Source organism: Nocardioides sp. (genome assembly GCF_036493135.1).
Lineage (GTDB): Bacteria > Actinomycetota > Actinomycetes > Propionibacteriales > Nocardioidaceae > Nocardioides.
Genome location: NZ_DASXQG010000063.1, coordinates 22,387 through 45,287 on the forward strand (window position 1 = coordinate 22,387; position 22,901 = coordinate 45,287).

20 protein-coding genes are annotated in these 22,901 nt (G+C 72.3%); 16 read left to right on the forward strand and 4 right to left on the reverse strand.

What is annotated here, in order from left to right; all coding sequences use genetic code 11:
* Positions 1-341: 341 nt before the first annotated feature.
* On the forward strand, positions 342-2,282 hold the full coding sequence (locus VGJ24_RS11580; protein ID WP_331500751.1) for a TIGR03960 family B12-binding radical SAM protein: 1,941 nt from the start codon (positions 342-344) through the stop codon (positions 2,280-2,282).
* 68 nt (positions 2,283-2,350) lie between these two features.
* On the opposite strand, the gene VGJ24_RS11585 is transcribed toward VGJ24_RS11580, so the two are convergent.
* From VGJ24_RS11585 to VGJ24_RS11595, 3 genes are read right to left on the reverse strand one after another with little or no spacing between them, the layout of a single operon-like run.
* Positions 2,351-3,265: a DMT family transporter gene (locus tag VGJ24_RS11585; RefSeq protein ID WP_331500752.1), complete on the reverse strand. Its 915-nt coding sequence runs from the start codon at positions 3,263-3,265 to the stop codon at positions 2,351-2,353.
* A 31-nt stretch (positions 3,266-3,296) separates the two neighbouring features.
* Complete coding sequence (locus VGJ24_RS11590) at positions 3,297-4,316, reverse strand: endonuclease/exonuclease/phosphatase family protein (RefSeq protein ID WP_331500753.1); 1,020 nt, start codon at positions 4,314-4,316, stop codon at positions 3,297-3,299.
* 51 nt (positions 4,317-4,367) lie between these two features.
* Complete coding sequence (locus VGJ24_RS11595) at positions 4,368-5,546, reverse strand: MFS transporter (protein WP_331500754.1); 1,179 nt, start codon at positions 5,544-5,546, stop codon at positions 4,368-4,370.
* A 76-nt stretch (positions 5,547-5,622) separates the two neighbouring features.
* Between VGJ24_RS11595 and VGJ24_RS11600 the strand changes: the two genes are divergently transcribed.
* From VGJ24_RS11600 to VGJ24_RS11610, 3 genes are all read left to right on the forward strand, one after another.
* The gene (locus VGJ24_RS11600) at positions 5,623-6,828 is read left to right on the forward strand and encodes a winged helix DNA-binding domain-containing protein (RefSeq protein ID WP_331500755.1); all 1,206 of its coding nucleotides are present in this window, start codon (positions 5,623-5,625) and stop codon (positions 6,826-6,828) included.
* A 4-nt stretch (positions 6,829-6,832) separates the two neighbouring features.
* Positions 6,833-7,543: a TIGR03936 family radical SAM-associated protein gene (locus tag VGJ24_RS11605; RefSeq protein ID WP_331500756.1), complete on the forward strand. Its 711-nt coding sequence runs from the start codon at positions 6,833-6,835 to the stop codon at positions 7,541-7,543.
* 347 nt (positions 7,544-7,890) lie between these two features.
* On the forward strand, positions 7,891-10,587 hold the full coding sequence (locus VGJ24_RS11610) for an Rne/Rng family ribonuclease (RefSeq protein ID WP_331500757.1): 2,697 nt from the start codon (positions 7,891-7,893) through the stop codon (positions 10,585-10,587).
* Positions 10,588-10,677: 90 nt separating this feature from the next.
* Here the strand turns inward: VGJ24_RS11610 and VGJ24_RS11615 are convergent, their stop codons facing one another.
* Positions 10,678-11,190 carry a DUF4232 domain-containing protein gene (locus tag VGJ24_RS11615; RefSeq protein WP_331500758.1) on the reverse strand — a complete coding sequence of 171 codons (513 nt, stop codon included), beginning with the start codon at positions 11,188-11,190 and terminating at the stop codon, positions 10,678-10,680.
* A 235-nt stretch (positions 11,191-11,425) separates the two neighbouring features.
* Here VGJ24_RS11615 and rplU point away from each other — a divergent pair, with 235 nt between their 5' ends.
* The 12 genes from rplU to VGJ24_RS11675 all read left to right on the forward strand — a co-directional run bounded on the left by rplU (position 11,426) and on the right by VGJ24_RS11675 (position 22,890).
* Positions 11,426-11,728: a 50S ribosomal protein L21 gene (gene rplU / locus VGJ24_RS11620; protein WP_331500759.1), complete on the forward strand. Its 303-nt coding sequence runs from the start codon at positions 11,426-11,428 to the stop codon at positions 11,726-11,728.
* Between the two features lie 44 nt (positions 11,729-11,772).
* Positions 11,773-12,030, forward strand: coding sequence for a 50S ribosomal protein L27 (gene rpmA / locus VGJ24_RS11625; RefSeq protein WP_331500760.1), 258 nt, complete (start codon positions 11,773-11,775; stop codon positions 12,028-12,030).
* A 70-nt stretch (positions 12,031-12,100) separates the two neighbouring features.
* Positions 12,101-13,639: a GTPase ObgE gene (gene obgE / locus VGJ24_RS11630; RefSeq protein WP_331500761.1), complete on the forward strand. Its 1,539-nt coding sequence runs from the start codon at positions 12,101-12,103 to the stop codon at positions 13,637-13,639.
* Positions 13,636-14,775: a glutamate 5-kinase gene (proB, locus tag VGJ24_RS11635; protein WP_331500762.1), complete on the forward strand. Its 1,140-nt coding sequence runs from the start codon at positions 13,636-13,638 to the stop codon at positions 14,773-14,775. The genes obgE and proB overlap by 4 nt, the downstream gene beginning before the upstream one ends.
* A gap of 42 nt (positions 14,776-14,817) precedes the next feature.
* Positions 14,818-15,795, forward strand: coding sequence for a hypothetical protein (locus tag VGJ24_RS11640; RefSeq protein ID WP_331500763.1), 978 nt, complete (start codon positions 14,818-14,820; stop codon positions 15,793-15,795).
* Positions 15,796-15,830: 35 nt separating this feature from the next.
* Positions 15,831-16,493, forward strand: a complete 663-nt coding sequence (locus VGJ24_RS11645; RefSeq protein WP_331500764.1) for a nucleotidyltransferase domain-containing protein — start codon at positions 15,831-15,833, stop codon at positions 16,491-16,493.
* A 166-nt stretch (positions 16,494-16,659) separates the two neighbouring features.
* Entirely contained in the window at positions 16,660-17,529 is an 870-nt protein-coding gene (locus VGJ24_RS11650) for a TrmH family RNA methyltransferase (protein WP_331500765.1), read from the forward strand.
* A 58-nt stretch (positions 17,530-17,587) separates the two neighbouring features.
* Positions 17,588-18,772, forward strand: coding sequence for a cysteine desulfurase family protein (locus VGJ24_RS11655; RefSeq protein ID WP_331500766.1), 1,185 nt, complete (start codon positions 17,588-17,590; stop codon positions 18,770-18,772).
* Positions 18,769-19,875 carry a tRNA 2-thiouridine(34) synthase MnmA gene (gene mnmA / locus VGJ24_RS11660; protein ID WP_331500767.1) on the forward strand — a complete coding sequence of 369 codons (1,107 nt, stop codon included), beginning with the start codon at positions 18,769-18,771 and terminating at the stop codon, positions 19,873-19,875. The genes VGJ24_RS11655 and mnmA overlap by 4 nt, the downstream gene beginning before the upstream one ends.
* Positions 19,872-20,876 carry a methionine synthase gene (locus VGJ24_RS11665; protein ID WP_331500768.1) on the forward strand — a complete coding sequence of 335 codons (1,005 nt, stop codon included), beginning with the start codon at positions 19,872-19,874 and terminating at the stop codon, positions 20,874-20,876. The genes mnmA and VGJ24_RS11665 overlap by 4 nt, the downstream gene beginning before the upstream one ends.
* Positions 20,873-22,654: a gamma-glutamyltransferase family protein gene (locus VGJ24_RS11670; RefSeq protein ID WP_331500769.1), complete on the forward strand. Its 1,782-nt coding sequence runs from the start codon at positions 20,873-20,875 to the stop codon at positions 22,652-22,654. The genes VGJ24_RS11665 and VGJ24_RS11670 overlap by 4 nt, the downstream gene beginning before the upstream one ends.
* Positions 22,651-22,890, forward strand: coding sequence for a hypothetical protein (locus VGJ24_RS11675; RefSeq protein ID WP_331500770.1), 240 nt, complete (start codon positions 22,651-22,653; stop codon positions 22,888-22,890). Before VGJ24_RS11670 ends, VGJ24_RS11675 begins: the two co-directional genes overlap by 4 nt.
* Positions 22,891-22,901: the final 11 nt, after the last annotated feature.

Genomic DNA, 22,901 nt, shown 5'->3' on the forward strand with positions numbered 1-22,901 from the left:
ACCCGTCAGAAGTGTGCGCCGTGACGACCTCGACCCGTCGGAAGTTCCCGTTCGCTTCTGACGGGTCGACGCTCTCACGCGTTCGCTTGTGGCGGGTCAGCGCTCTGGGGCGTTACCTTCTGACGGGTCGACTCGGACTCCGCGCACCTACACGCCCAGCAGGCTCGAGAGGGCGGTGAGGTCGGTCTCGAGGTCGCCGTCCACCACCAGCAGATCGGCCGCGAGTCCGGGAGCGAGCCGTCTGGACGGATAGCCGGCCGCCTCACCGATGCCGGGAAGCGGCCGCCTGCGTCGTACGCTGGGGGCTTCCCGCGACCACGAGGCATGCGAGAGGTTCCGTCGTGTCCACGAGCGTCTTCCCCCGGCTCGAGCCCCGACTGCCGTCGGTGTCCAAGCCGATCCAGTACGTCGGTGGCGAGCTGAACTCCACCGTCAAGGACTGGGCGTCGGTCGACGTGCGCTGGGCCCTGATGTACCCGGACGCATACGAGGTGGGGTTGCCGAACCAGGGCGTCCAGATCCTCTACGAGGTGCTCAACGAGCGCGACTGGATCCTCGCCGAGCGCTCGTACGCCGTGTGGCCCGACATGGAGCGGGTGATGCGAGAGGACCGGATCCCGCAGTTCACCGTTGACGCCCACCGGCCGGTGCGCGACTTCGACCTGTTCGGCATCAGCTTCTCCACCGAGCTCGGCTACACCAACCTGCTCAACGCCCTCGACCTCGCCGGAATCCCGATGCACGCGGTCGACCGCAGCGACGACGACCCGGTCGTGATCGCCGGTGGTCATGCGGCGTTCAACCCCGAGCCGATCGCCGACTTCCTCGACGCTGCCGTGCTGGGCGACGGCGAGGAGGTCGTGCTGGCGATCTCCGAGGTCGTCCGGGAGTGGAAGGGCGAGGGCGAGCCGGGCGGTCGCGACGAGCTGCTCCGACGGCTCGCGGTCTCGGAGAACGTCTACGTCCCGAAGTTCTACGACGTCACCTATGCCGCCGACGGCACGATCGAGGCGGTCGTGCCCAACCGGCCCAGCATCCCGTTCCGGGTGCGCAAGCACACGCTGATGGACCTCGACCAGTGGCCGTACCCGGCCAAGCCGCTGGTGCCGTTGGCCGAGACCGTGCACGAGCGCTTCAGCGTCGAGATCTTCCGCGGCTGCACCCGCGGCTGCCGCTTCTGCCAGGCCGGCATGATCACCCGCCCGGTGCGCGAGCGGTCGATCGAGACGATCGGCTCGATGGTCGAGAACGGCATCCGGAGGTCCGGCTTCGAGGAGGTCGGGCTGCTCTCGCTGTCCAGCGCCGACCACACCGAGATCGCCGAGGTCGCGCACGGGCTCGCCGACCGTTACGAGGGCACCAATGTCTCCCTGTCACTGCCCTCGACGCGGGTCGACGCCTTCAACATCACGCTGGCCAACGAGTTCTCCCGCAACGGCCGTCGCTCCGGGCTCACGTTCGCTCCGGAGGGCGGCAGCGAGCGGATGCGGAAGGTGATCAACAAGGCGGTCAACGAGGACGACCTGATCCGCACGGTGGCCGCGGCGTACTCCCACGGCTGGCGGCAGGTGAAGCTCTACTTCATGTGCGGTCTCCCGACCGAGACCGACGAGGACGTGCTCGGCATCGCCGACCTGGCCACCAAGGTGATCGCCACGGGTCGTGAGGTGACCGGCCGCAACGACATCCGCTGCACCGTCTCGATCGGTGGCTTCGTGCCGAAGCCGCACACGCCGTTCCAGTGGGCGGCCCAGCTCGACCACGAGACCACCGACGACCGACTCAAGCAGCTGCGCGACGTCGTGCGGGCCGATAAGCGGTACGGCCGGGCGATCGGCTTCCGCTACCACGACGGCAGGCCCGGCATCATCGAGGGACTGCTGTCGCGCGGTGACCGTCGCGTCGGCCGGATCATCGAGGAGGTCTGGCGCGACGGCGGCCGTTTCGACGGCTGGAGCGAGCACTTCTCATACGACCGTTGGGTCGCGGCCTCGGAGCGGGCCCTGGCCGGCACGGAGGTCGACCTCGACTGGTACACCGTCCGCGAGCGCGGGTACGACGAGGTCCTGCCCTGGGACCACCTCGACTCCGGCCTCGACAAGGACTGGCTCTGGTCCGACTGGGAGGACGCCCTCGCCGTCGCCGCGGACCCCGACGCCGTACCCGACGTCGAGGACTGCCGGTGGACGCCCTGCTACGACTGCGGCGTCTGCCCGGAGATGCACACCGAGATCCAGATCGGCCCCACCGGCCGCGAGCTGCTCCCGCTCTCGGTGGTCTAGGAAGGCCTGGGCGACTGGCCGAGGTCGCGCGCCCCCGTGGGCGTGGTGGTGGCGCCCGCCGAACCGCCTCAGGCGCAGCTGCTGGCGGTCTCGCCGACGATCTCGGCCTCGACCGGGGCCTGCGGGCGGCCGCCGCGGTTGACCAGGTAGGACCCGGTGACCACGAGGACGAACCCGACCACGGTCCAGACCGTGACCGGCTCGTCGAGGACGAGGGCGCCCGCGACCACCGCGACAGCGGGGTTGAGGTAGGTGATCGTGGTCGCCCGCACCGGCCCGACCTCGTTGACCAGGGCGAAGAGGAGCATGAACGCCGCGGCCGTACAGATCACGCCGAGCGCGACCACGGACCAGACCACCTTGCCCGACGGCAGCGGACCGGGGACACCGTCGGAGACCAGCACGACCGGCACGTAGACCAGGGCCGTGACCGTCAGCGCGGAGGCCATGATCCCGATCCCGGGCAGCCCGTTGAGCGGACGGGCGAGGATCGCCGGGCCTGCGGCGTACCCCACCACCACGACGCCCACCTCGGCCACCGCGCCGAGGTCGGAGCCGTGGACGTCGAGCCCGACCAGTGCCCCGACCCCGATGATGCCGACCGCCAGTCCGGCCCACGCGGTCGGCGCGAGTCGTTCGGCGCGCCCGGTCGCGAACGCGATCGCCAGACCCGCGAGCGGGACCGCCGCGATCAGCAGCCCGGTGGTCGAGCTCGGCAGCCGCGTCTCGGCCCTGCCGAGCAGCACCCACGGGACCGCGATCTCGACGACGGCGAACACCAGCAGCCAGCGCCAGTGCGTCAGCAGCGGTCGTACGGCGCCCCTGGCCAGCGCGATCGGCATCAGGATCAGCGCGGCGATGGCGGTCCGGGCGAGGACCAGCTCGGCCGGCGACAGCTCCTCGACCGCGACCTTGATCAGCAGATAGGGGATGCCCCAGGCCACGCCGAGGGTGAGGAAGAGCAGCATCGCGCGACGAGACACGACGCCATCCTGCCCTGATGAACTCGCATTGCTAGCACTGGCCCGGGGCGCGGAGGACGAGCTCGGTCCAGACGGCGCGATGGTCGCTCGACCCCGAGGGAAGCACCTGGGTGCTGTCACGGACGGGCGCGAAGTGGTTGTCGTAGAGGATGTAGTCGATCCGGCTGTGCGGGTCGGCCTCGGGCACGGTCAGGCCCGGGCCTCGACCGCCGTACTCCTGCGCGTCGAGGAGGTACTGCCGCAGGATCCGCACCGGCAGATCTCCGGGGCGGGAGTTCAGGTCGCCGGACAGGATCGTCGGATGGGGTGAGGTCCGGATCACCCGGGCGATGGCCTCGGCCTGGCGCACGCGCTGCGGGGCGCCGCGTCCGCCCTGGCTGAGGTGGACCGAGTAGAACGACACGGTCCGGTTGCCGACGCGCAGCGTCGCCGCGAGCAGCCCGCGCGGCTCCGAGTGCGGACGTCGCGGCAGCCGGGTGTTGTGCGACTCCCGGATCGGGTACCGGCTCAGGATGGCGTTGCCGAACCGGCCACCGTCGTACCCGAAGAGGTTGGGTCCGTAGACCGCGCGCAGTCCCGTGGCCCGGCCGAGGTACGCCGCCTCGTCGACGTGGCCGCTGCGGATCGTCCCGCTGTCGACCTCGTTCAGGCTGACGACGTCGGGGTGCGCTGCCCTGATCTCCTCCGCGATCCGGGCCAGGCCGACCCCGCCGTACCGGCTGACGCCTGCATGGATGTTGAACTGCATCACCCGGATGATCTGGGGCGGGCGGATCGGGCAGCCCGGGTCGCGGTGGATCTTCACCGGCTGGAGCGGGTCGCGCACCCGGTGGTGCGGGGGTCGCGCGGTCGGTGCGCTCGACGTCGGCGCGGTGACGACCGTCGGTGAGGTCCCGGGGCTGCCGGACGGGGCTCCTCCTGGGGACCCGAGCACCCAGACCGCGACCGCGAGCACCGCCACCAGCCCGAGCACCACTACCCCGGCGATCCAGGCGCTGCGCCACGACCGATCGAGGAGGGGCTCACCCTGCTGAGGCTGGTCGTCCGGCACGCGACAACTGTGCCCGACGGCCGTTCATCCCGGGCCCACCCGGAGCGCCCGTCAGCGCAGCTGGTCCTCCAGGTACGCCGGGCGCCCGACGTACGCACCGACGGCCATCAGCGGCAGCACCAGCACGGCGAGCAGCCACAGCGGGGTCGTCCAGCCGCCGGTGGAGTCGTAGAAGATGCCGACCAGGAACGGTCCGAGAGCCGCCAGGAGATAGCCCAGCGACTGGGTGAAGCCCGACAGCGCCGCGGTCCCGTCGGGGGTGTGTGCGCGCAGGCCGATCAACGTCAGGACGACCGGGAACACGCAGCACCCGATGCCGATCAGCACGGCCGCGGGGATCGCGAAGGAGTGCGCGTCGAGCAGGAGCAGCGAGTAGCCGACGAGGTAGCTGGCGAGCACCGCGAGGATCAGGCCGACCTGGTTCTCGAGCCGGGCACACAGGGCAGGCAGCCACAGCGACAACGGGATGCTCACGCCGGCGACGATGCCGACCAGGAGTCCGGCGTGCTCGGGGCTGTAGCCGTTGTCGCGCCACAGCTGGGCGAACCAGCCGAAGATCGAGTACGCCTGGAGCGACTGCAGCCCGAACAGCAGGGCCATCGCCCAGCCGAGCCGGGTGCGAGCCACGGCGCCGAACGAGATGCTGCGGGAGTCGCGCTCGAGGTGGCGGTCATGAGCGCCGAGCGCCACCCACGGGACGAGGGCGAGCAGCGCGGTCAGCGACCAGATGCCGAGCCCACCGCGCCAGCTGCCGGTCGTGTGGGCCACCGGGACCGTCAGCAGGAACGCCGAGGTCAAGCCGACGGCGAGGGCCGTGGTGTAGACACCCGTCGCCCACCCGACGCGGTCCGGGAAGTGCAGCTTCACCAGCGACGGGATCAGCACGTTGGCCGTCGCCATCCCGGCGAGCGCCAACGCCGAGAGAGCGAGGAACGCGACGTCGTCGTGGGCCGCTGCCCGGCCCCCGAGACCGACGACGACGGCCACCAGGGACGCGGCCGCACTGCGGTGCAGGCCCACCAAGCGGGCGAACGTCGGAGCCAGTGCGCCGAAGACCGCGAACGCGAGCACTGGCAGCGAGGTGAGGAGCCCGGCCTCGGGACCCGACAGCCCCAGTCCGTTGCGGACCTCCTCGAGCACCGGTCCGACGCTGACCGCGGCGGGACGGAGATTGAAGGAGAGGAGCACCAGCCCGACGACGACCAGAGCGGTACGACGAGCGGCGGACACCGCCGGATCCTCGCACCGGGTCACGGCCGTGGTCACATCCCCGCGCAGTGTCCGAGGGCTCGGGCAGGATGGTGATGTGGGTGAGGTGGCGCGGCACATCGACGACGACGAACGCCGGGCCCGGCTCGGTGTGCGCCACGCGCTCGCCGTACCGGTGTCCGACACGCTCGCCGTCGCCCGCGCCGTGATGTGCCTGCATGCGACCGAGCCGGCCTCGGTCCACCTCGCCGCCCGGGCAAGGGCCGGTGTCAGCCGTGACGACGTCGACCGCGCCCTCTACGTCCAGCGCTCCGTCGTCAAGCAGCTCGCGATGCGGCGGACCGTCTTCGCGTTCCCACGCGAACTGCTCCCGGCGGTCTGGGGGAGTGCCAGTGCCAGGGTCGCCGGCCAGCAGGTCCGCCGGATGGCCAAGGAGATGGAGACCAGCGGGATCACGACGGATGGCATGGCGTGGGCCGAGGATCACCTCGCGCTCGTCCACCGGTTGATCGCGGACGACGGGCCCCTGACCACCGCCGAGGTGCGCGCGGCCCTGCCGGCGCTCGACGCGCGAGTCACCCGGGGGAGGGGCGAGTACCAAGCAGACGTCGCCGTCGCCGCGACCGTGATCGTCACCCTCGCCGCCTCCGGGGCGATCGTCCGCGGCGAGAACGACGGCGGCTGGAAGATCTCGCGTCCGCGGTGGACGGCGACCGAGCAGTGGCTGGGGAACCTGCCCGAGCCGCTCCCGGAGGCCGAGGGGTACGCCGCACTGGTGACAGGGTGGCTGCGGGCGTTCGGACCCGGCATCGAGGCCGACCTGGTCTGGTGGCTGGGCGCCACCAAGGCGGCGGTGCGACAAGCCCTGGCCGAGGTCGGCGCCGTCCCGGTGTCCCTCGACGGCCAGGCGATCGGATGGGTGCTGCCCGACGACCTCGACCCGGTCGCCGACCCCGGCCCGTGGGCAGCCCTGCTGCCGGCGCTCGACCCGACCACGATGGGCTGGAAGGAGCGCGCCTTCCACCTCGGTGCCCACGGCGAGAAGGTCTTCGACCGCAACGGCAACGGCGGGCCGACCGCCTGGTGGAGCGGTCGCGTCGTCGGTGTCTGGTGCCAGCGCGACGACGGCACCGTCGAGGTCGTGCTTGCCGAGGACGTCCCGCGCGCCGGGCGCCGAGCCCTCGACGCCGAGGCGGCCGAGCTCACGACCTGGCTCGAGGGTGACGTCGTCCGGTCGATCTACCTCTCCCCGCTCGCGCGCGAGCACCTCGCCGCGAACGCCTGGGCCACCCCACTAGCCTGAGCCGGTGCGAGAGCAGCCCGAGCAGCAGGCGCCGCCGGTCCAGCGACTGCGCGTCCGCTACGCCAAGCGAGGTCGGCTCCGCTTCACCAGTCATCGCGACTTCAGTCGCGCGTTCGAGCGTGCGCTGGTGCGGGCGCGCATCCCGATGGCGTACTCCTCGGGCTTCAACCCGCATCCCCGCATCTCGTACGCCGGCGCGTCGCCGACCGGCGCCGCCAGTGAGGCGGAGTACCTCGAGATCGGTCTCGCCGAGACCGTCGACCCGGCTCGCCTCGCGGACGACCTCGACCGCTCCCTCCCGGACGGACTCGATGTCCTCGAGGTCGTGGAGGCAGGTCCCGGCAGCCTGGCGGACCGCCTCGAGGTCAGCCGGTGGGAGATCGACCTCCCCGTGCCGCCGGCCACGGTCACCTCGGCGGCCGAGGCCTTCTGGGCCTGCGCGTCCGTGACCGTCGAGCGGATGACGAAGAAGGGGTTGCGCGCGTTCGACAGCCGCGCGGCTGTGCTCGCCCTGGACGTCACGACGTGCGACGTGGGGTCGCGGCTCACGGTCGTGCTCCGGCACACGGTGCCGGCGGTGCGGCCGGACGACGTGCTCACCGGATTGCGCCAGGTGGGCCGGCTCGAGGACGCGGGAGCACCGCTGGTCAGGCGGCTCGCCCAGGGTCCGTACGACGAGGCGACCGGTGCGATCGGCGACCCGTTATCCGGTTGACAGTGCGGGGATCGGTGGTCCCGTGTGCGATACTCGAGGTGATCGGAAGTGCGGCTTGCCGTTGCGACTGATCCGACGACGTTCTTGCCGGGTCCATCTCTCCTAGGTGGTCCGGCACGCTGAGTCCAAGCATCACCCGACCGCGACGCGGCTGGCTGCATCGGTGACAGCGAGGCAGTTGCACAAGGCCCTGCGACCGCGGTTGGTGATGGCTCCCGGACGACTGTGACGCACCTGCGGAGGGTGTCGCCGCCAAACGAAGGCTTTGCGCCGTTGGCCCTGTCCACGCGGGTCGCCGGCGTCGGACACGTCCGGGGCTGCACCCAGCGTCCGGACCGAGGAGCGACATGCTCGACGATCACGCGGACGGCTCCGCGACCCCCGAGACCAACGACTCCGCGGGCGACGCCGCGGGACCGGCCGCCAAGAAGGCGACCCGGAAGCGCACCACCAAGAAGACCGCCGCGCCGGCCGAGGACACCACGGGCGACAAGCCCGAGGGCGCTGCCTCGGCCGAGAAGCCGAAGAAGAAGTCGGCCGGCAAGAAGACCACGGCCGCGAAGGCGGCCTCCGCCAAGAAGACGCCCGCCGGCGACGGGGATGGCACGGCCGACGGCGACGCCAAGGCCGAGAAGCCGGCGAAGAAGGCAACCCGCAAGAAGACCACGAAGAAGGCCGGGTCCTCCCCGGCCGGGGACGCACCGGCGGACGGGGCGGGCGACGAGACGGCCCAGCCGTCGATCGCCGCCGTGTTCCAGGCGCCCGATGCCGCGGCCGCCGCCCCCGCGCGACGCACGGCGAAGAAGGCCGCCACCAGCGACCAGGATGTACGTCACGACGCCGACGCCGGCGAGGATGACGAGCAGGAGGGCGACGACACGGGCGACGGGCCCGCGCGGCGCAAGCGTCGCCGCGGCGGCCGTCGCCGTCGCAAGCCCGGCAGCGGCGAGAACGCCGATGCGCAGTCCGATCAGGCCGACGACTCCGAAGCCCGGGCGCCGGGCGACTCCGGGAGTGAGCCCGCCGAGGGTGAGTCCACCTCGTCGCGCCGTCGCCGCCGTCGCCGCCGCACCGGCGAGGACGGCGGGGACTCCAACGACGACCCGGCGAACACCGTCACCAGGGTCCGCAGCGGTCGCAGCGCCGCCGACGAGATCACCGCGGTCAGCGGCTCCACCCGGCTCGAAGCCAAGAAGCAGCGTCGGCGCGAGGGCCGCGAGGCCGGCCGACGCCGCGCTCCGATCGTGAGCGAGGCGGAGTTCCTGGCGCGCCGCGAGTCGGTGAACCGGGTCATGGTGATCCGCCAGCGCGACGACATCACCCAGATCGGAGTGATCGAGGACAACGTCCTCGTCGAGCACTACGTCGCCCGCGAGAGCCAGACGTCGCTGATCGGCAACGTCTATCTCGGCCGGGTCCAGAACGTCCTGCCGTCCATGGAGGCGGCGTTCATCGACATCGGCAAGGGGCGCAACGCCGTGCTCTATGCCGGCGAGGTGAACTGGTCGGCCCTCGGCCACAAGGAGGGCCAGCCGCGCAAGATCGAGTCGGTGCTCTCCTCCGGCCAGACCGTGCTCGTGCAGGTCACCAAGGACCCGATCGGTCACAAGGGCGCACGCCTGACCAGCCAGATCAGCCTGGCCGGCCGCTTCCTGGTCTACGTCCCGGACGGCACCACCAGCGGTATCTCACGCAAGCTGCCCGACACCGAACGCAACCGGTTGAAGACCCTGCTCAAGGAGATCGTCCCCGAGCAGGCCGGCGTCATCGTGCGCACCGCCGCCGAGGGCGCCTCCGAGGAGGAGCTGACCCGCGACGTCGAGCGGCTCACGGCCCGCTGGGACGACATCGAGAAGAAGGCCGCGAACAAGAGCGCCGGCGCCTCCCTCCTGTACGGCGAGCCCGACCTGACCCTCAAGGTCGTCCGTGACCTGTTCACCGAGGACTTCACGAAGCTGGTCATCGAGGGCGACGAGGCCTGGGAGACCGTCCAGGGGTACGTCGTGCACGTCGCGCCCGACCTCGAGGACCGGCTCGAGCGCTATGTCCCGAAGAAGGACCAGGACATCTTCGCCGCGTACCGCATCGACGAGCAGATCAAGAAGGGGCTCGACCGCAAGGTCTGGCTGCCCTCCGGCGGCTCGCTGGTCATCGACCGCACCGAGGCGATGACCGTCGTCGACGTGAACACCGGCAAGTTCACCGGCTCCGGCGGAAACCTCGAGGAGACGGTCACCAAGAACAACCTCGAGGCGGCCGAGGAGATGGTCCGCCAGCTGCGGCTGCGCGACATCGGCGGGATCATCGTCGTCGACTTCATCGACATGGTGCTGGAGTCCAACCGCGACCTGGTGCTGCGGCGCCTGGTCGAGTGCCTCGGCCGCGACCGCACCCGCCACCAGGTGGCGGAGGTGACGTCGCTGGGGCTGGTCCAGATGACGCGGAAGCGGATCGGGACCGGTCTGCTGGAGTCCTTCTCCCACGACTGCCCGCACTGCCACGGCCGTGGCGTGATCATCGAGGATGCGCCGGTCGAGCCGAAGAAGGCCGAGGAGGAGCCGCGGCGCGCCCGCCGCAACCGGAGCCGTGGCCGGACCCAGGAGACCTCGGCGCCCGAGCCGCCGAAGCCGCCATCGCCCAAGGACCTGGCTGCCATGGCCAGGCAGCCCGAGGAGCACCCCGAGGAGCACCCCGAGGACCAGGCCGAGGATCTCGCTGAGGACCAGGCCGCGGACCAGCTGCTGGCCGAGGTCGAGCCGTTCGACGACACCACCGAAGGCACCGAGGCCGAGGTCGAGGTCGAGTCCGGGCCCGAGCCCGAGGCGCCCGTCGAGCCCGAGGCGGTCGACCTCGAGCCGGTCCCGCCCCAGGAGCCGGAGAAGCCACGGGTCGTGACCCGCACCCGGCGCCGGTCGGCGAGCCGTCCGGCCGGGCCACCTGCCTCGAACCCCGGCGGAGGAGCTGACGGCGCACCCGAGCAGCCGGCCGACGAGACCCCGGCACTGCACGTCCCGGTCAAGCGGAAGGGTGCGCGAAAGCGCTGACCCGAGATCTCTCCCCGCGCGGAGCGCGGGCAGAGATCGAGAGGAACGAAGCCGCAGGGGCGTGGCCCAGAAGGACCACGCCACTCGTGGTCACGGCCGACGGTACGGCTTCTGGTGGATCAGCTTCACGTGGTGGTTGCGGCACCCGGTCGTCGGGTGCACGACGTACTGCGAGGCCGTCGCGTTCGGCACGTAGACGCGGAAGCCGTCGACGTGCCGTGGGTGGCACACCTTGCGCGGGTAGTCCAGGGCGGTGCCCTCGTCGATCGGGCTGCGCAAGCGCTGACCGGGCTCGAGCACGTACGTCGCGACCTTGCCGTCGAGACGGACAGCCGGTGCGCCGATCTGGGTGCCGTTGCCGTCGCCCACGTACGAGACCCCGCCGTAGCCGCCGGTGTGGCAGGCGTGGCCCGACGTGTTCCGTAGGACGATCCAGCCGTAGGAGTGACCCATGCCGGCGTCGCCGTGGTGGTACGACGCGGTCAGGTCGCTGTTGGTGCAGGCCGGGGTGGCCGCGGCGGCGAGGGGCGCCGGCGCGAGGAGTCCGGCGGCCGCGAGGACGAAGCCGGCGGCGGCGCCGACCAGGCGGGTGGGTGTGTTCATGTCGTGATCCCCTGTGAGTGGTGGTGGCGCACCGGCATCTCTTGGACGACGGCGGCCGATGCGTGGTTGCGGTCGTTTTGCCGTGGGTGCCGCGCACGCCGTACCATGGATCCTCGGTGCCCGCTCGTCCGACGAGCGGTGCCCTCTGTCCGGCCGTTCGTGCGAGCCCTGCCGGGGCCGACGTTCTCGGGCCGGGAGATCCAGAGCTTGTTACGGACCTACGAAGGAGACCGCGGTGTACGCGATCGTGCGCGCTGGCAGCCGGCAGCAGAAGGTTGCCGTGGGCGACGTCATCGAGATCGACCGGACCGACGCGGCCGTAGGCGACACCCTCACGCTGCCCGTCGTGATGACCGTCGACGGTGACCAGGTCTCCGCGACCGGTCTCGACAAGGCGGGCGTGACCGTCGAGGTCCTCGGCGCCACCAAGGGTCCCAAGATCGTGATCCAGAAGTACAAGAACAAGACCGGGTACAAGAAGCGCCAGGGCCACCGGCAGAAGTACACCCAGGTCAAGGTCACCGACATCAAGGCCTGACCGGCCCCACCGCTCTCGCGAGTCTCCAGACAAGGACAGAACCCATGGCACACAAGAAGGGTGCGGCCTCGACCAAGAACGGTCGGGACTCCAACTCCCAGCGCCTCGGCGTCAAGCGCTTCGGCGGTCAGCTCGTCAACGCCGGCGAGATCATCGTCCGGCAGCGCGGCACCCACTTCCACCCGGGCGACGGCGTCGGCCGCGGTGGTGACGACACGCTGTTCGCGCTCGTCCACGGCAACGTGCAGTTCGGCACCAAGCGCGGCCGTCGCGTGGTCAACATCGTCCCGGCCGGCGAGTAACGCCCGCACCGACCACTGACCGAAGGGCGTCCCCGTTCCGGGACGCCCTTCGTCGTTTCCAGGAGCAGTCATGGCCATCCCGTCGTTCGTCGACCGGGTGACGTTGCACGTCGCCGCGGGGCGCGGTGGCAACGGCGTGGCCTCCGTCCACCGCGAGAAGTTCAAGCCGCTCGGCGGGCCGGACGGCGGGAACGGCGGCCCCGGGGGATCGGTCATCCTGCGCGTCGACCAGGGCGTCACGACGCTCCTGGCCTACCACCACAGCCCGCGTCGCGGGGCCGAGCACGGGGGGCACGGTGCCGGTGGCCATCGCAACGGCTCCCATGGCGCCGACCTCGTGCTGCCGGTGCCCGACGGCACCGTGGTCAGCCGCGCGAACGGCGAGCTGCTCGCCGACCTGGTCGGCTTGGGCACGGAGCTGGTCGTGGCCGAGGGCGGTCGCGGGGGTCTGGGCAACGCCGCGCTGGCCAGCTCCAAGCGCAAGGCACCGGGCTTCGCGCTCCTGGGCGAGCCGGGAGACGAGCTGGAGATCACCCTCGAGCTCAAGGTCGTCGCGGACGTGGGTCTGGTCGGCTTCCCGAGCGCCGGCAAGTCCAGCCTGATCGCCGCGATCTCCCGGGCCCGACCCAAGATCGCGGACTACCCGTTCACCACGCTGGTGCCCAACCTCGGCGTCGTCAGCGCGGGCGACACGACGTACACCGTGGCCGACGTGCCCGGCCTGATCGAGGGCGCCAGCGAGGGCCGCGGGCTCGGGCACGAGTTCCTCCGCCACGTCGAGCGGTGCGCCGCGATCGTGCACGTCATCGACACCGCCACCATGGAGCCGGGCCGCAACCCGCTGGACGACCTCGACGTGATCGAGCAGGAGCTCGCGTCGTACGGCGGACTCGACGACCGTCCGCGCCTGGTGGCACTGAACAAGATAGACGTCCCCGACGGACGCGAGATGGCCGACCTGGTCCGTCCGGACCTCGAGGAGCGCGGGCTGCGCGTCTTCGCGGTGAGCGCCGCGTCGGAGGAAGGGCTGCGCGAGCTCACCTTCGCGATGGCCGAGATCGTGCAGGCGGCCCGGGCGGACCAGGCGGAGTCGCCGCGCGAGCGGATCGTGATCCGGCCGCCGTCGGCCGACGGCGGGGACGACTTCACCGTCACCGACACCAGCGATGGGTGGCGCGTGCGCGGTCAGAAGCCCGAGCGCTGGGTGCGCCAGACCGACTTCAGCAACGACGAGGCGGTCGGTTTCCTCGCCGACCGTCTCAACCGGCTGGGCGTCGAGTCGCGGCTGATCGATCTCGGGGCGGCCGAGGGCGACACGGTCCTGATCGGTCACCCCGACAACGCCGTCGTGTTCGACTTCCGGCCGGCCGTCGACGCCGGGGTCGAGATGCTCGGACGTCGCGGGGAGGACCAGCGCTTCGAGGAGACGCGGCCGGCCGCCCGCCGACGCCGGGAGATCGACGCTGCGATGCCCGAGCGCGCCGAGAGTGAGGCGCGGGCCGACGTCGCACGCCGTATCGACGAGGTGCAGCGGCCCGCACGCCCGACGGGCTACGAGATCGGGTCGGACGACGACCCCGACCGCCTCGACGACGAGCGCGACGCGTGAGCGAGGCTCAATCCCGCGCCGGGCGGGTGGCCGCGGCCCGCCGCGTCGTCGTCAAGGTGGGTTCGACGTCGCTCACCACGGCCGAGGGCGGCATCGACCCCGAGCGGGTACGCCGCCTGGCCGCGGTCCTCGCGGACACCCGGAGGCGAGGCGTCGAGGTCGTGCTGGTCTCCTCGGGAGCGATCGCGGCCGGACTGGCGCCGCTCGGCCTGAAGCGTCGTCCGCGAGCACTTCCGGCTCAGCAGGCCGCCGCCGCGGTCGGACAGGGGCTGCTGGTCCAGCGGTACACAGCGGACCTCGCCGACCACGGGATCGTGGCCGGGCAGGTGCTCCTCACCGCGGACGACGTCACGCGACGCAGCCACTACCGCAACGCCCACCAGACGCTGGCCAAGCTCCTCGAGCTCGGCGTGCTCCCGATCGTCAACGAGAACGACACGGTGGCGACCAGCGAGATCCGGTTCGGCGACAACGACCGGCTCGCGGCACTGGTCGCCCACCTCGTCCACGCGGAGCTGCTCGTGCTCCTCAGCGATGTCGACGGTCTGTACGACGGGCCTCCGACCGCCCCGGGCAGCCGCCTGGTGGCCGAGGTGGCGCTCGCGGACGACCTGGCCGGGGTCCGCGTGGGCAAGTCGGGCGCGGCCGGGATCGGCACCGGCGGCATGCGGACCAAGCTCGATGCCGCCCGGATCGCCACCGGTGCCGGCACGCCGGTGGTGCTCACATCCGCGGCACAGGCCGGTGAGGCGCTCGCCGGCGAGCCGGTCGGCACCTGGTTCCACGCCGCCGCCCGGCGTCGGCCGACCCGCCAGCTGTGGCTGGCCCACGCCACCGAGCCGAAGGGTGTGCTGCTGCTGGACGAGGGCGCCGTCCGGGCCGTCACCGAGCGCCGCGCGTCGTTGCTGGCGGCCGGGCTGACCGGCTCGACCGGCTCCTTCTCGGCCGGCGACCCGGTCGACCTTGCCGGACCCGACGGAGCCGCGGTGGCGCGGGGACTGGTGAACTTCGACGCCGACGAGATCCCCGCGCTGGTCGGCAAGACCTCGGCCGTGCTGCGGCGGGAGCTGGGCGCGGCGTACGAGCGTGAGGTGGTGCACCGCGACGACCTCGTGCTCCTTCAAGGCCGCGGCTGACCCCGCTGGTTTGGCGTCGGTGGTCTTGGGCAGTATCGGACCATGAGTCCTCGACGCGTGCTCGCCCTGGCTGCCTCCCTGACGGTCGCCGGCCTGGTCGCCGCGACGACCGTGACCCCGGCCTCCGCCCGCTCGGCTGCCGGTGCCGCGGACCCTTGTCCGGGGAGTGGCGCGATCCCGATCGGTTCGCTCGCCGCCGCCGTGCGCTCGGGCTGCTCGCTCGTGGGCCGGATGGTGACCGACGGCCGCATCTCGGTGATGGTGCCCCCCGCCGGCATGAGCGTGGCGGGCGACGGCGTCGGCACCCATGGTGAGGTCCGCGGCCTCACCGTGACTAACACCGGGACGACGGTGCGCGCGGTCCGCGACTCGGCCGGTGCGGTGTCGCTCGGGCACACGACCTCGGCCCGGCGCGGGTCGCCGCCCGCTTGCAAGGACCGCACCTCCAACCTCGAGGGTCCCAAGTGGAAGACAGGGCTGCGCTACCACGTGAACCTGAAGGGGCTGCCCGGACGCCTCCACCAGAGCAAGGTCGTCAAGCAGATCAGGAAGGCCAACGGCAACATGCGCACGGGGCGCAACACCTGCGGCAAGCCGCGCCTGAGGACGCCGGCGTCTGTCTACCTCGGCCGCACGAAGGCGAAGCCCGACATCGGAGCCGGTGGCCCCTCGTGCCGGAAGGGGAACTCCCAGAACGTGGTCGGGTTCGGCAACCTTCCCGGTGGGCTGCTCGGCTGGACCTGCTACTGGTTCTTCGGGAGTCGGATGGCGGGCTCCGACATGCTCATCGACAACGGCCCGAACCTCGTGACCAACCTGCCCAAGAACTGCACGAACAAGTGGGACTTCGAGGGCACGGTCACCCACGAGTGGGGGCACGCCTACGGACTGGCCCATTCCGGGTCCGGCCACGACAACCTCACCATGCAGGCCATCCTGAGCCCGTGCTCGACGTATGCCCGGACGCTCGGCCTGGGCGACTGGATCGGCATGAACAAGATGTACGGCCACCGCCACTGACCGGCACTGACCCGCTTCTGGGTAGGGTCTCGCGGGTGCGTGAGCCGCTGGACTTCACCCCCGAGGAGCTCGCCGAGGAGCACGCCTTCCACGCACTCTTCGGTCCTTGGGCGTCGTTCGACGTCGACGGCGTCTGTGACTTCTTCGACGGCTTCGACCGGCCGTGGTGGTTGGTCGGCGGCTGGGCGATCGAGGCGTTCACCGGCGCCGAGCGCGAGCACGAGGACGTCGACGTCTCGATGCTGGCCTGCGACGTCCCGGCGCTCCGGGAGTTCGTCGGCGACCGCTGGCACCTGTGGACCAACCTCGGTGGCACCCTCCGCCCGCTGAACGAGCGCTGGCCCGACCTCCCGCATCCCGAGTGCCAGATCTGGGTCCGGCGCGACTCCGGCTCGCCGTGGGTGATCGACATGCCGATCTCGCCCGACGTCGACGGTCTGTGGCAGAGCAAGCGGATGTCGGACCACGTCGCGCCGTTGGACGAGGTCACCTGGGTGACCGACGACGGGATCCGGGTCGCGAACGTCGAGATCGTGCTGCTCCACAAGGCGTTACCGGACCGGCGCAAGGACCGACGTGATCTCGACCGCGCTCTGCCGCTCCTCGACGACCGGCAACGCACCTGGCTCCGGGGGTCGATCGCGATGCTCTACCCCGACCACGCCTGGCTCGACCTGATCGGACTGAGCCGACGATAATTCGGGTGCGGCCGGGGCGCGCGCTCCCTACCGTTCTCGACATGGGTATCCAGGAGTGACCTCAGCCAGGCGCCGACCGGCGGCCTGACGACCGCGCCCCACCACCCCTCTGGCACAGGAGCGGGGACGGCGGTCGGGACGTCACTCCTGCTCGTCGGAGCCCACCATGCCCACCACCACGCACCTCTCTGTCCCGCGCGCGACCAGTCCGGCCGCGCTCGAGCGTCTCCAGCCCGTCGGGCCCTCCCACGACGACGTACGCCGCTACTCCCGCGCGCGGCGCAACGTGCTGCCGCGCGCCGACCACGTCACCGCGGTCACCGGAGGCTGGGCGCACGACGTCGTCCTGCGCAGCGACGCTCCGGTCGAGGTCGCGCTCTGGTGCCCCGGGGACCGGCCGTACCCCGGGCTCGAGGCGACCGCCGCCCGGGTGACGGCCCGCGCGATGCGCGCCCACCGGATCTCCGAGCGGGTTCTGGCCCGGATCCAGCCCGAGGCGACCGCGCCGGCGCTGCTGTCGGTGGTGCGGCTGCCACGATGTGAGCCGGCCCGGGTGGTCACCGGCTCGGCTCTTCTGGTGCTGGTCGCCGACGGCATCGAGTACGCCGGGAACCTCGGTAGCCTGGTCCGGACCGCCGACGCCTGTGCGGCCGACGCGCTCGTCCTCACCCGGGCGACCGCGCGGGTGACGCACCCGAAGGTGTTCGCGGCCAGCCGCGGCACGGTGCTGACCACGCCCGTACTGACCTACGCGACGGTCGCGGAGGCGCAGGCGGGACTCGCCGACGCCGGCTTCACCACGTACGTCGCGGACCCGGCGGGCGCCATGCCGTACCGCTCCGCCGGGCTCGGCGCCGGCCGCACCGCAGTCGTCGTCGGCTCGGAGGGGGAGGGTGTGAGCGACGAGTGGGGCGCGGGTCTGACCCGGGTCTCGATCCCGATGCGTGGTCGTGCGGACTCGCTCAACGTGGCGGCCTCGGCCGCGGTGCTCCTCTTCGAGGCGCGAGCGGCGCTGGACGAGGGCGATCTCGGTTGAGCCACGAGGTGGCTGCGGGTTCGCGGCGCCAGGGCGCGCGCCGTACGCTGGGTGCGACATGCACGACGCCCCCGATCAGACCGTCTACCTCGACCATGCCGCGACGACTCCGATGCTCCCGGCTGCCGTCGAGGCGATGACCGCTCATCTCGGCGACGTCGGCAACCCGTCCTCGCTCCACGCCAGCGGCCGAGCGGCCCGGCGCATCGTCGAGGAGTCACGCGAGACCATCGCCCAGGCGCTCAACTGCCGGCCGGGCGAGGTGGTGTTCACCTCCGGCGGCACCGAGGCCGACAACCTCGCGCTCAAGGGACTGTTCTGGTCGCGGCACGACGCCGACCCTGCGTGCGTGCGGATCCTGGCGTCGTCCATCGAGCACCACGCGGTGCTCGACGCCCTCCACTGGCTCGCCGAGGAGGAGCAGGCAGAGGTCGAGCTGCTCGCGGTCGACAGCCGTGGCCGGCTCGACGTGGACGCCTACCGAGCCAGCGTCGAGCGCGACCCCGGATCGGTCGCCGCGATCTCGGTGATGTGGGCGAACAACGAGGTCGGATCGGTCCAGCCCATCGAGGAGGTCGTCGCCGTCGCTGCCGCCTACGGCATCCCGGTGCACACCGACGCCGTCCAGGCCGTCGGGGCGGTGCCGGTGGACTTCGCCGCGAGTGGTGTCGACGCGCTGACGCTGACCGGCCACAAGCTCGGCGGCCCGTACGGCGTAGGCGCGCTGGTGCTCCGGCGCGAGCTCACGCTCACCCCGCTGCTGCACGGCGGCGGGCAGGAGCGCGACATCCGGAGCGGCACCCTCGACATGCCGGCCATCGCCGGATTCGCGACCGCCGTCGAGCACGCCGTGAAGGCGCAGCCGGAGTACGCCGAGCGGATGGCAGGCCTGCGCGACTCGTTGGTACGCCGGGTCGTCGAGGTCGTGCCCGACGCCCACCTGCACGGCGATCCGGAGAACCGCCTGCCGGGCAACGCCCACCTCGGCTTCCCCGACTGTGAGGGCGACTCGCTGCTGATGCTGCTCGACGCCCGCGGCATCGAGTGCTCGACCGGCTCGGCCTGCTCCGCCGGCGTCCCGCAGCCGTCGCACGTGCTGCTGGCCATGGGGCTCGACGACGAGGGAGCGCGGCACTCGCTGCGGTTCACCCTCGGCCGCACCTCGTCGGAGTCCGACGTCGACGCGCTCGTCGAGGCGATCGGCCCAGCGGTCGAACGTGCTCGGGGGGCGCGGACCCGATGAAGGTCGTCGCCGCGATGTCCGGCGGCGTCGACTCGGCCGTGGCCGCCGCTCGGGCGCACGAGGCCGGCCACGACGTCACCGGCATCCACCTCGCGCTCTCCCGCAACCCAGCGTCGTACCGCTCGGGGGCGCGCGGGTGCTGCACGATCGAGGACGCGAACGACGCGCGGCGCGCCGCCGACGTGATCGGCATCCCGTTCTACGTCTGGGACCTGTCCGAGCGCTTCCACCAGGACGTCGTCGAGGACTTCATGGACGAGTACGCCGCCGGCCGCACGCCCAACCCCTGCCTGCGCTGCAACGAGAAGATCAAGTTCGCGGCCGTTCTCGACCGTGCCCTGGCGCTGGGCTTTGACGCCGTCGCCACCGGGCACTATGCCCAGGTACGCCGCGCGGCCGACGGCAGCACCGAGCTCCACCGGGCGGTCGACCCCGGCAAGGACCAGTCCTACGTGCTCGGGGTGCTGACCCAGCAGCAGCTCGCACACTCGCTCTTCCCGCTCGGTGACACCGCGAAGCCGCAGGTGCGCGAGGAGGCCGCCGCCCGAGGGCTGCTGGTCGCCGACAAGCCGGACTCCCACGACATCTGCTTCGTCTCCGACGGCGACAACGCCGGCTGGCTCCGCGAGAAGCTCGGCCAGCGGGCTCCGAACCACGGGGGCGCGATCGTCGACGCCGGGACCGGCACGGAGCTCGGTCGCCACGACGGCACGTTCGGCTTCACCATCGGCCAGCGCAAGGGCCTGCGACTCGGCACGCCGGCACCCGACGGCAAGCCGCGCTTCGTGCTCGACATCGAGCCGGTCACGGGCACGGTCACGGTCGGGCCGCGCGACGCCCTGACCGTCGACCGGATCGCCGCCGACCGGCCGCGCTGGTGCGGAGCCGCGCCCGAGGCGCCTTTGGACGGCACGGTCCAGCTCCGCGCCCATGGCGACCAGCACCGGGCACGGATCGCGGTCGCGGACGACCGGGTCGAGATCGAGCTGGTCGACCCGGCCCAAGGCATCGCCCCCGGCCAGGCCGCGGTGGTCTACGACGGCACCCGCGTCGTCGGCTCGGCCACCATCGTGTCCACCGCGCGCGTCGGCGCGACCGCGTGACCGTCTCGAGTGGCGTCGGGTCGTGGCCGGGCTCGGAGGCCGAGGAGTACGCCGAGGCGGTGCGCGTCGTCCTCGGCGAGGCCCCGGACCTGCCCTACCTTCCCGAGCTGCCCGAGCGGGGCGCCGAGGCCGGCATGATCGGCCGGACGCTGGCCACGATCGGAGACCTCGGCTTCGACCTCCAGCCCGCCGGCTGGCGGCTCACCGACACGCCGGGCATCGACCACCGGCGAGCGCGGTCCCTGCTGGCCCACGACCTCGATCACCTCGAGGAGCAGACGCAGGACTTCCACGGCGTCCTCAAGGTGCAGCTGGCCGGGCCGTGGACGCTCGCCGCGACCGTCGAGAAGCCGCGCGGCGACAAGGTGTTGTCCGACCACGGCGCGCGGCGCGAGCTCGCGCAGGCCCTGGCCGAGGGCGTCGCCGCGCACCTGGACGACGTACGCCGGCGGGTCGACGCCGAACGCGTCGTGGTCCAGCTCGATGAGCCGGCGCTCCCGGCCGTGCTCGCGGGGTCGGTCCCGACGGCGTCCGGCTTCGGCCGGCACCGGACGGTGCACCCACCGGAGGTGTCGGAGGCGCTCGGGTGGGTCCTCGAGCGGGCCGGCGTCGAACCCTGGGTGCACTCGTGCGGGCGCGACGCCCCGTGGCGGCTGCTGCGGAGCGCGGGCGCTCGTGGTCTGAGCGGTGACCTGTCAGTGATGGGGGCCGATGACCTCGACGCGTTCGCCGAGGCGCTGGAGGCAGGGGAGTGGGTGGCGCTCGGCATCGTCCCGGCGACCGACCCCGACCCGGAGCCGACGGAGAAGGCCGTCACCGAGCACGTCCTGCGACTGCTCGACGTACTCGGCCTCGAACCCGACACGGTGTCCGACCAGCTGGTGATCACCCCCGCGTGCGGACTCGCCGGAGCGTCGCCGGCGTGGGCGCGCCGGGCCACCGAACTGTGCCGCGCGGTCGCGCGCAACCTGTCGACGACGCCCCCCGGTGATGCGACGTGACAGACCTGACCACCCGTCCCACGCTGCGGGGGACCTTCGGCATGACGTCGTCGACCCACTGGTTGGCGTCACAGTCGGCGATGGCGGAGCTCGAGGCGGGTGGCAACGCCTTCGACGCCGCGATCGCGGGCGCGTTCGTGCTGCACGTCGTCGAGCCGCACCTGAACGGTCCCGGCGGCGAGGTGCCGGCGGTCTTCGCCACCGCCGGCGACCCGACGCCGACCGTCCTCTGCGGGCAGGGGACAGCGCCTGCGGGCGCCACGCTCGAGCACTTCCGCGGGCTCGGCCTCGACCTGGTGCCCGGGTCAGGACCGCTCGCGGCCGCCATCCCGGGGGCCGTCGACGCCTGGCTGATGCTTGGCCGCGACCACGGCACGCGGTCGCTGCGCCAGGTCCTCTCGTACGCCGCGGGCTACGCGCGGCACGGACACCCGCTGCTGCCGCGCGCGGCCTCCACGGTCGCGGCGATGGAGCAGATGTTCTCCGAGCACTGGCCGACCTCGGCGGCGCACTGGATCCCCCAGGGGAGGCTGCCACGGGCGTGGGAGCTCGTCGTCAACGCCGCCTACGCCGACGTCCTCGACCGCCTCGTCGCCGAGGGAGAGGCCGGCGGGCCGGATCGCTCGGCGCAGTACGCCGCCGCCCGCCGCGCCTGGGGTCAGGGCTTCGTCGCGGAGGCGGTCGACGCCTTCCAGCGGAGGCCGTTCCAGGACTCCAGCGGAGGGCCCCACGCGGGCGTGCTGACCGGTGCCGACCTGGCGGGCTGGTCGGCGACGTACGAACCCGCCGTCACCCAGGCGTTCCGCGGCTTCGAGGTCGCGAAGACCGATCTGTGGGGGCAGGGCCCGATGCTCCTTCAGTCACTGGCGATGCTCGACCGGCTGTCCGACGACGTGCTCGACCCGTCCACCGTCGAAGGGGCGCATGTGACGGCCGAGGTGCTCAAGGTCGCCTTCGCCGACCGTGAGGCGTGGTACGGCGACGGCAGCCCGGTGTCCGTCGCCGAGCTGCTCGACCCGGCGTACGTCGATGAGCGCCTCGCCCTGGTCGGCGACACCGCCTCGGCCGAGCTGCGGCCCGGGTCGCCCGGGGGCCGGACCCCGCGGCTGTCCCAGCACGTGCTGCGTGAGTCCGGAGCGGAGGACGCAGCCGGGCTCGGCGAGCCGACCGTGTCCTGGACCGGCGAGACCAAGGGCGACACCTGCCACATCGACGTGGTCGACCGGTGGGGCAACGTCATCTCGGCGACCCCGAGCGGCGGCTGGCTGCAGAGCTCGCCGACCGTGCCGGAGCTCGGCTTCTGCCTGGGCAGCCGGATGCAGATGTTCTGGCTCGACGAGGGGCTGGCCTCCTCGCTGGCGCCGGGGCGACGTCCGCGGACCACGCTCTCGCCGACGCTCGTGCTCCGTGACGGTCGACCGGTGCTGGCCTGCGGGACGCCCGGTGGCGACCAGCAGGACCAGTGGCAGCTTCCGTTCCTGCTGCGCCACCTGGTCGGCGGCCAGGACCTGCAGGAGGCGATCGACGCACCGACGTTCCACACGACGTCCATGCCGAGCTCCTTCTACCCCCGCGAGATGACGCCGGGTGAGCTGGTGGTCGAGGATCGGCTCGGGGACGACGTGATCGGGGCGCTGGCCGGGCGTGGGCACGACATCACCCGGGCCGGCCCGTGGACGTTGGGGCGGCTGTGCGCAGTCTCGCGCGACCCGGAGACCGGCCTGCTCGCGGCCGGTGCGAACCCGCGCGCCAACCAGGGCTACGCCTGCGGTCGATGACGTTGTCCTCCGCACAGGTCGAGAGCGGCTCCTTGGTCGCGATCGCAGAGATGTGTGGGCATGGGGCCGATGCCTCCGCGCACATCGTGGTCAGCGACCTGTCGGGCCGTCCGATGACCGAGGTCGATCCGGACGACGTCGGCTCAGACGGCATCCACACCCAGTCGTCGGCGGCGGGACCGTACGTGCCCTGGCACGACAAGCAGGGAGGCCACGTGGGGGGTTTCACCCGGTAGCCGCCAGACTG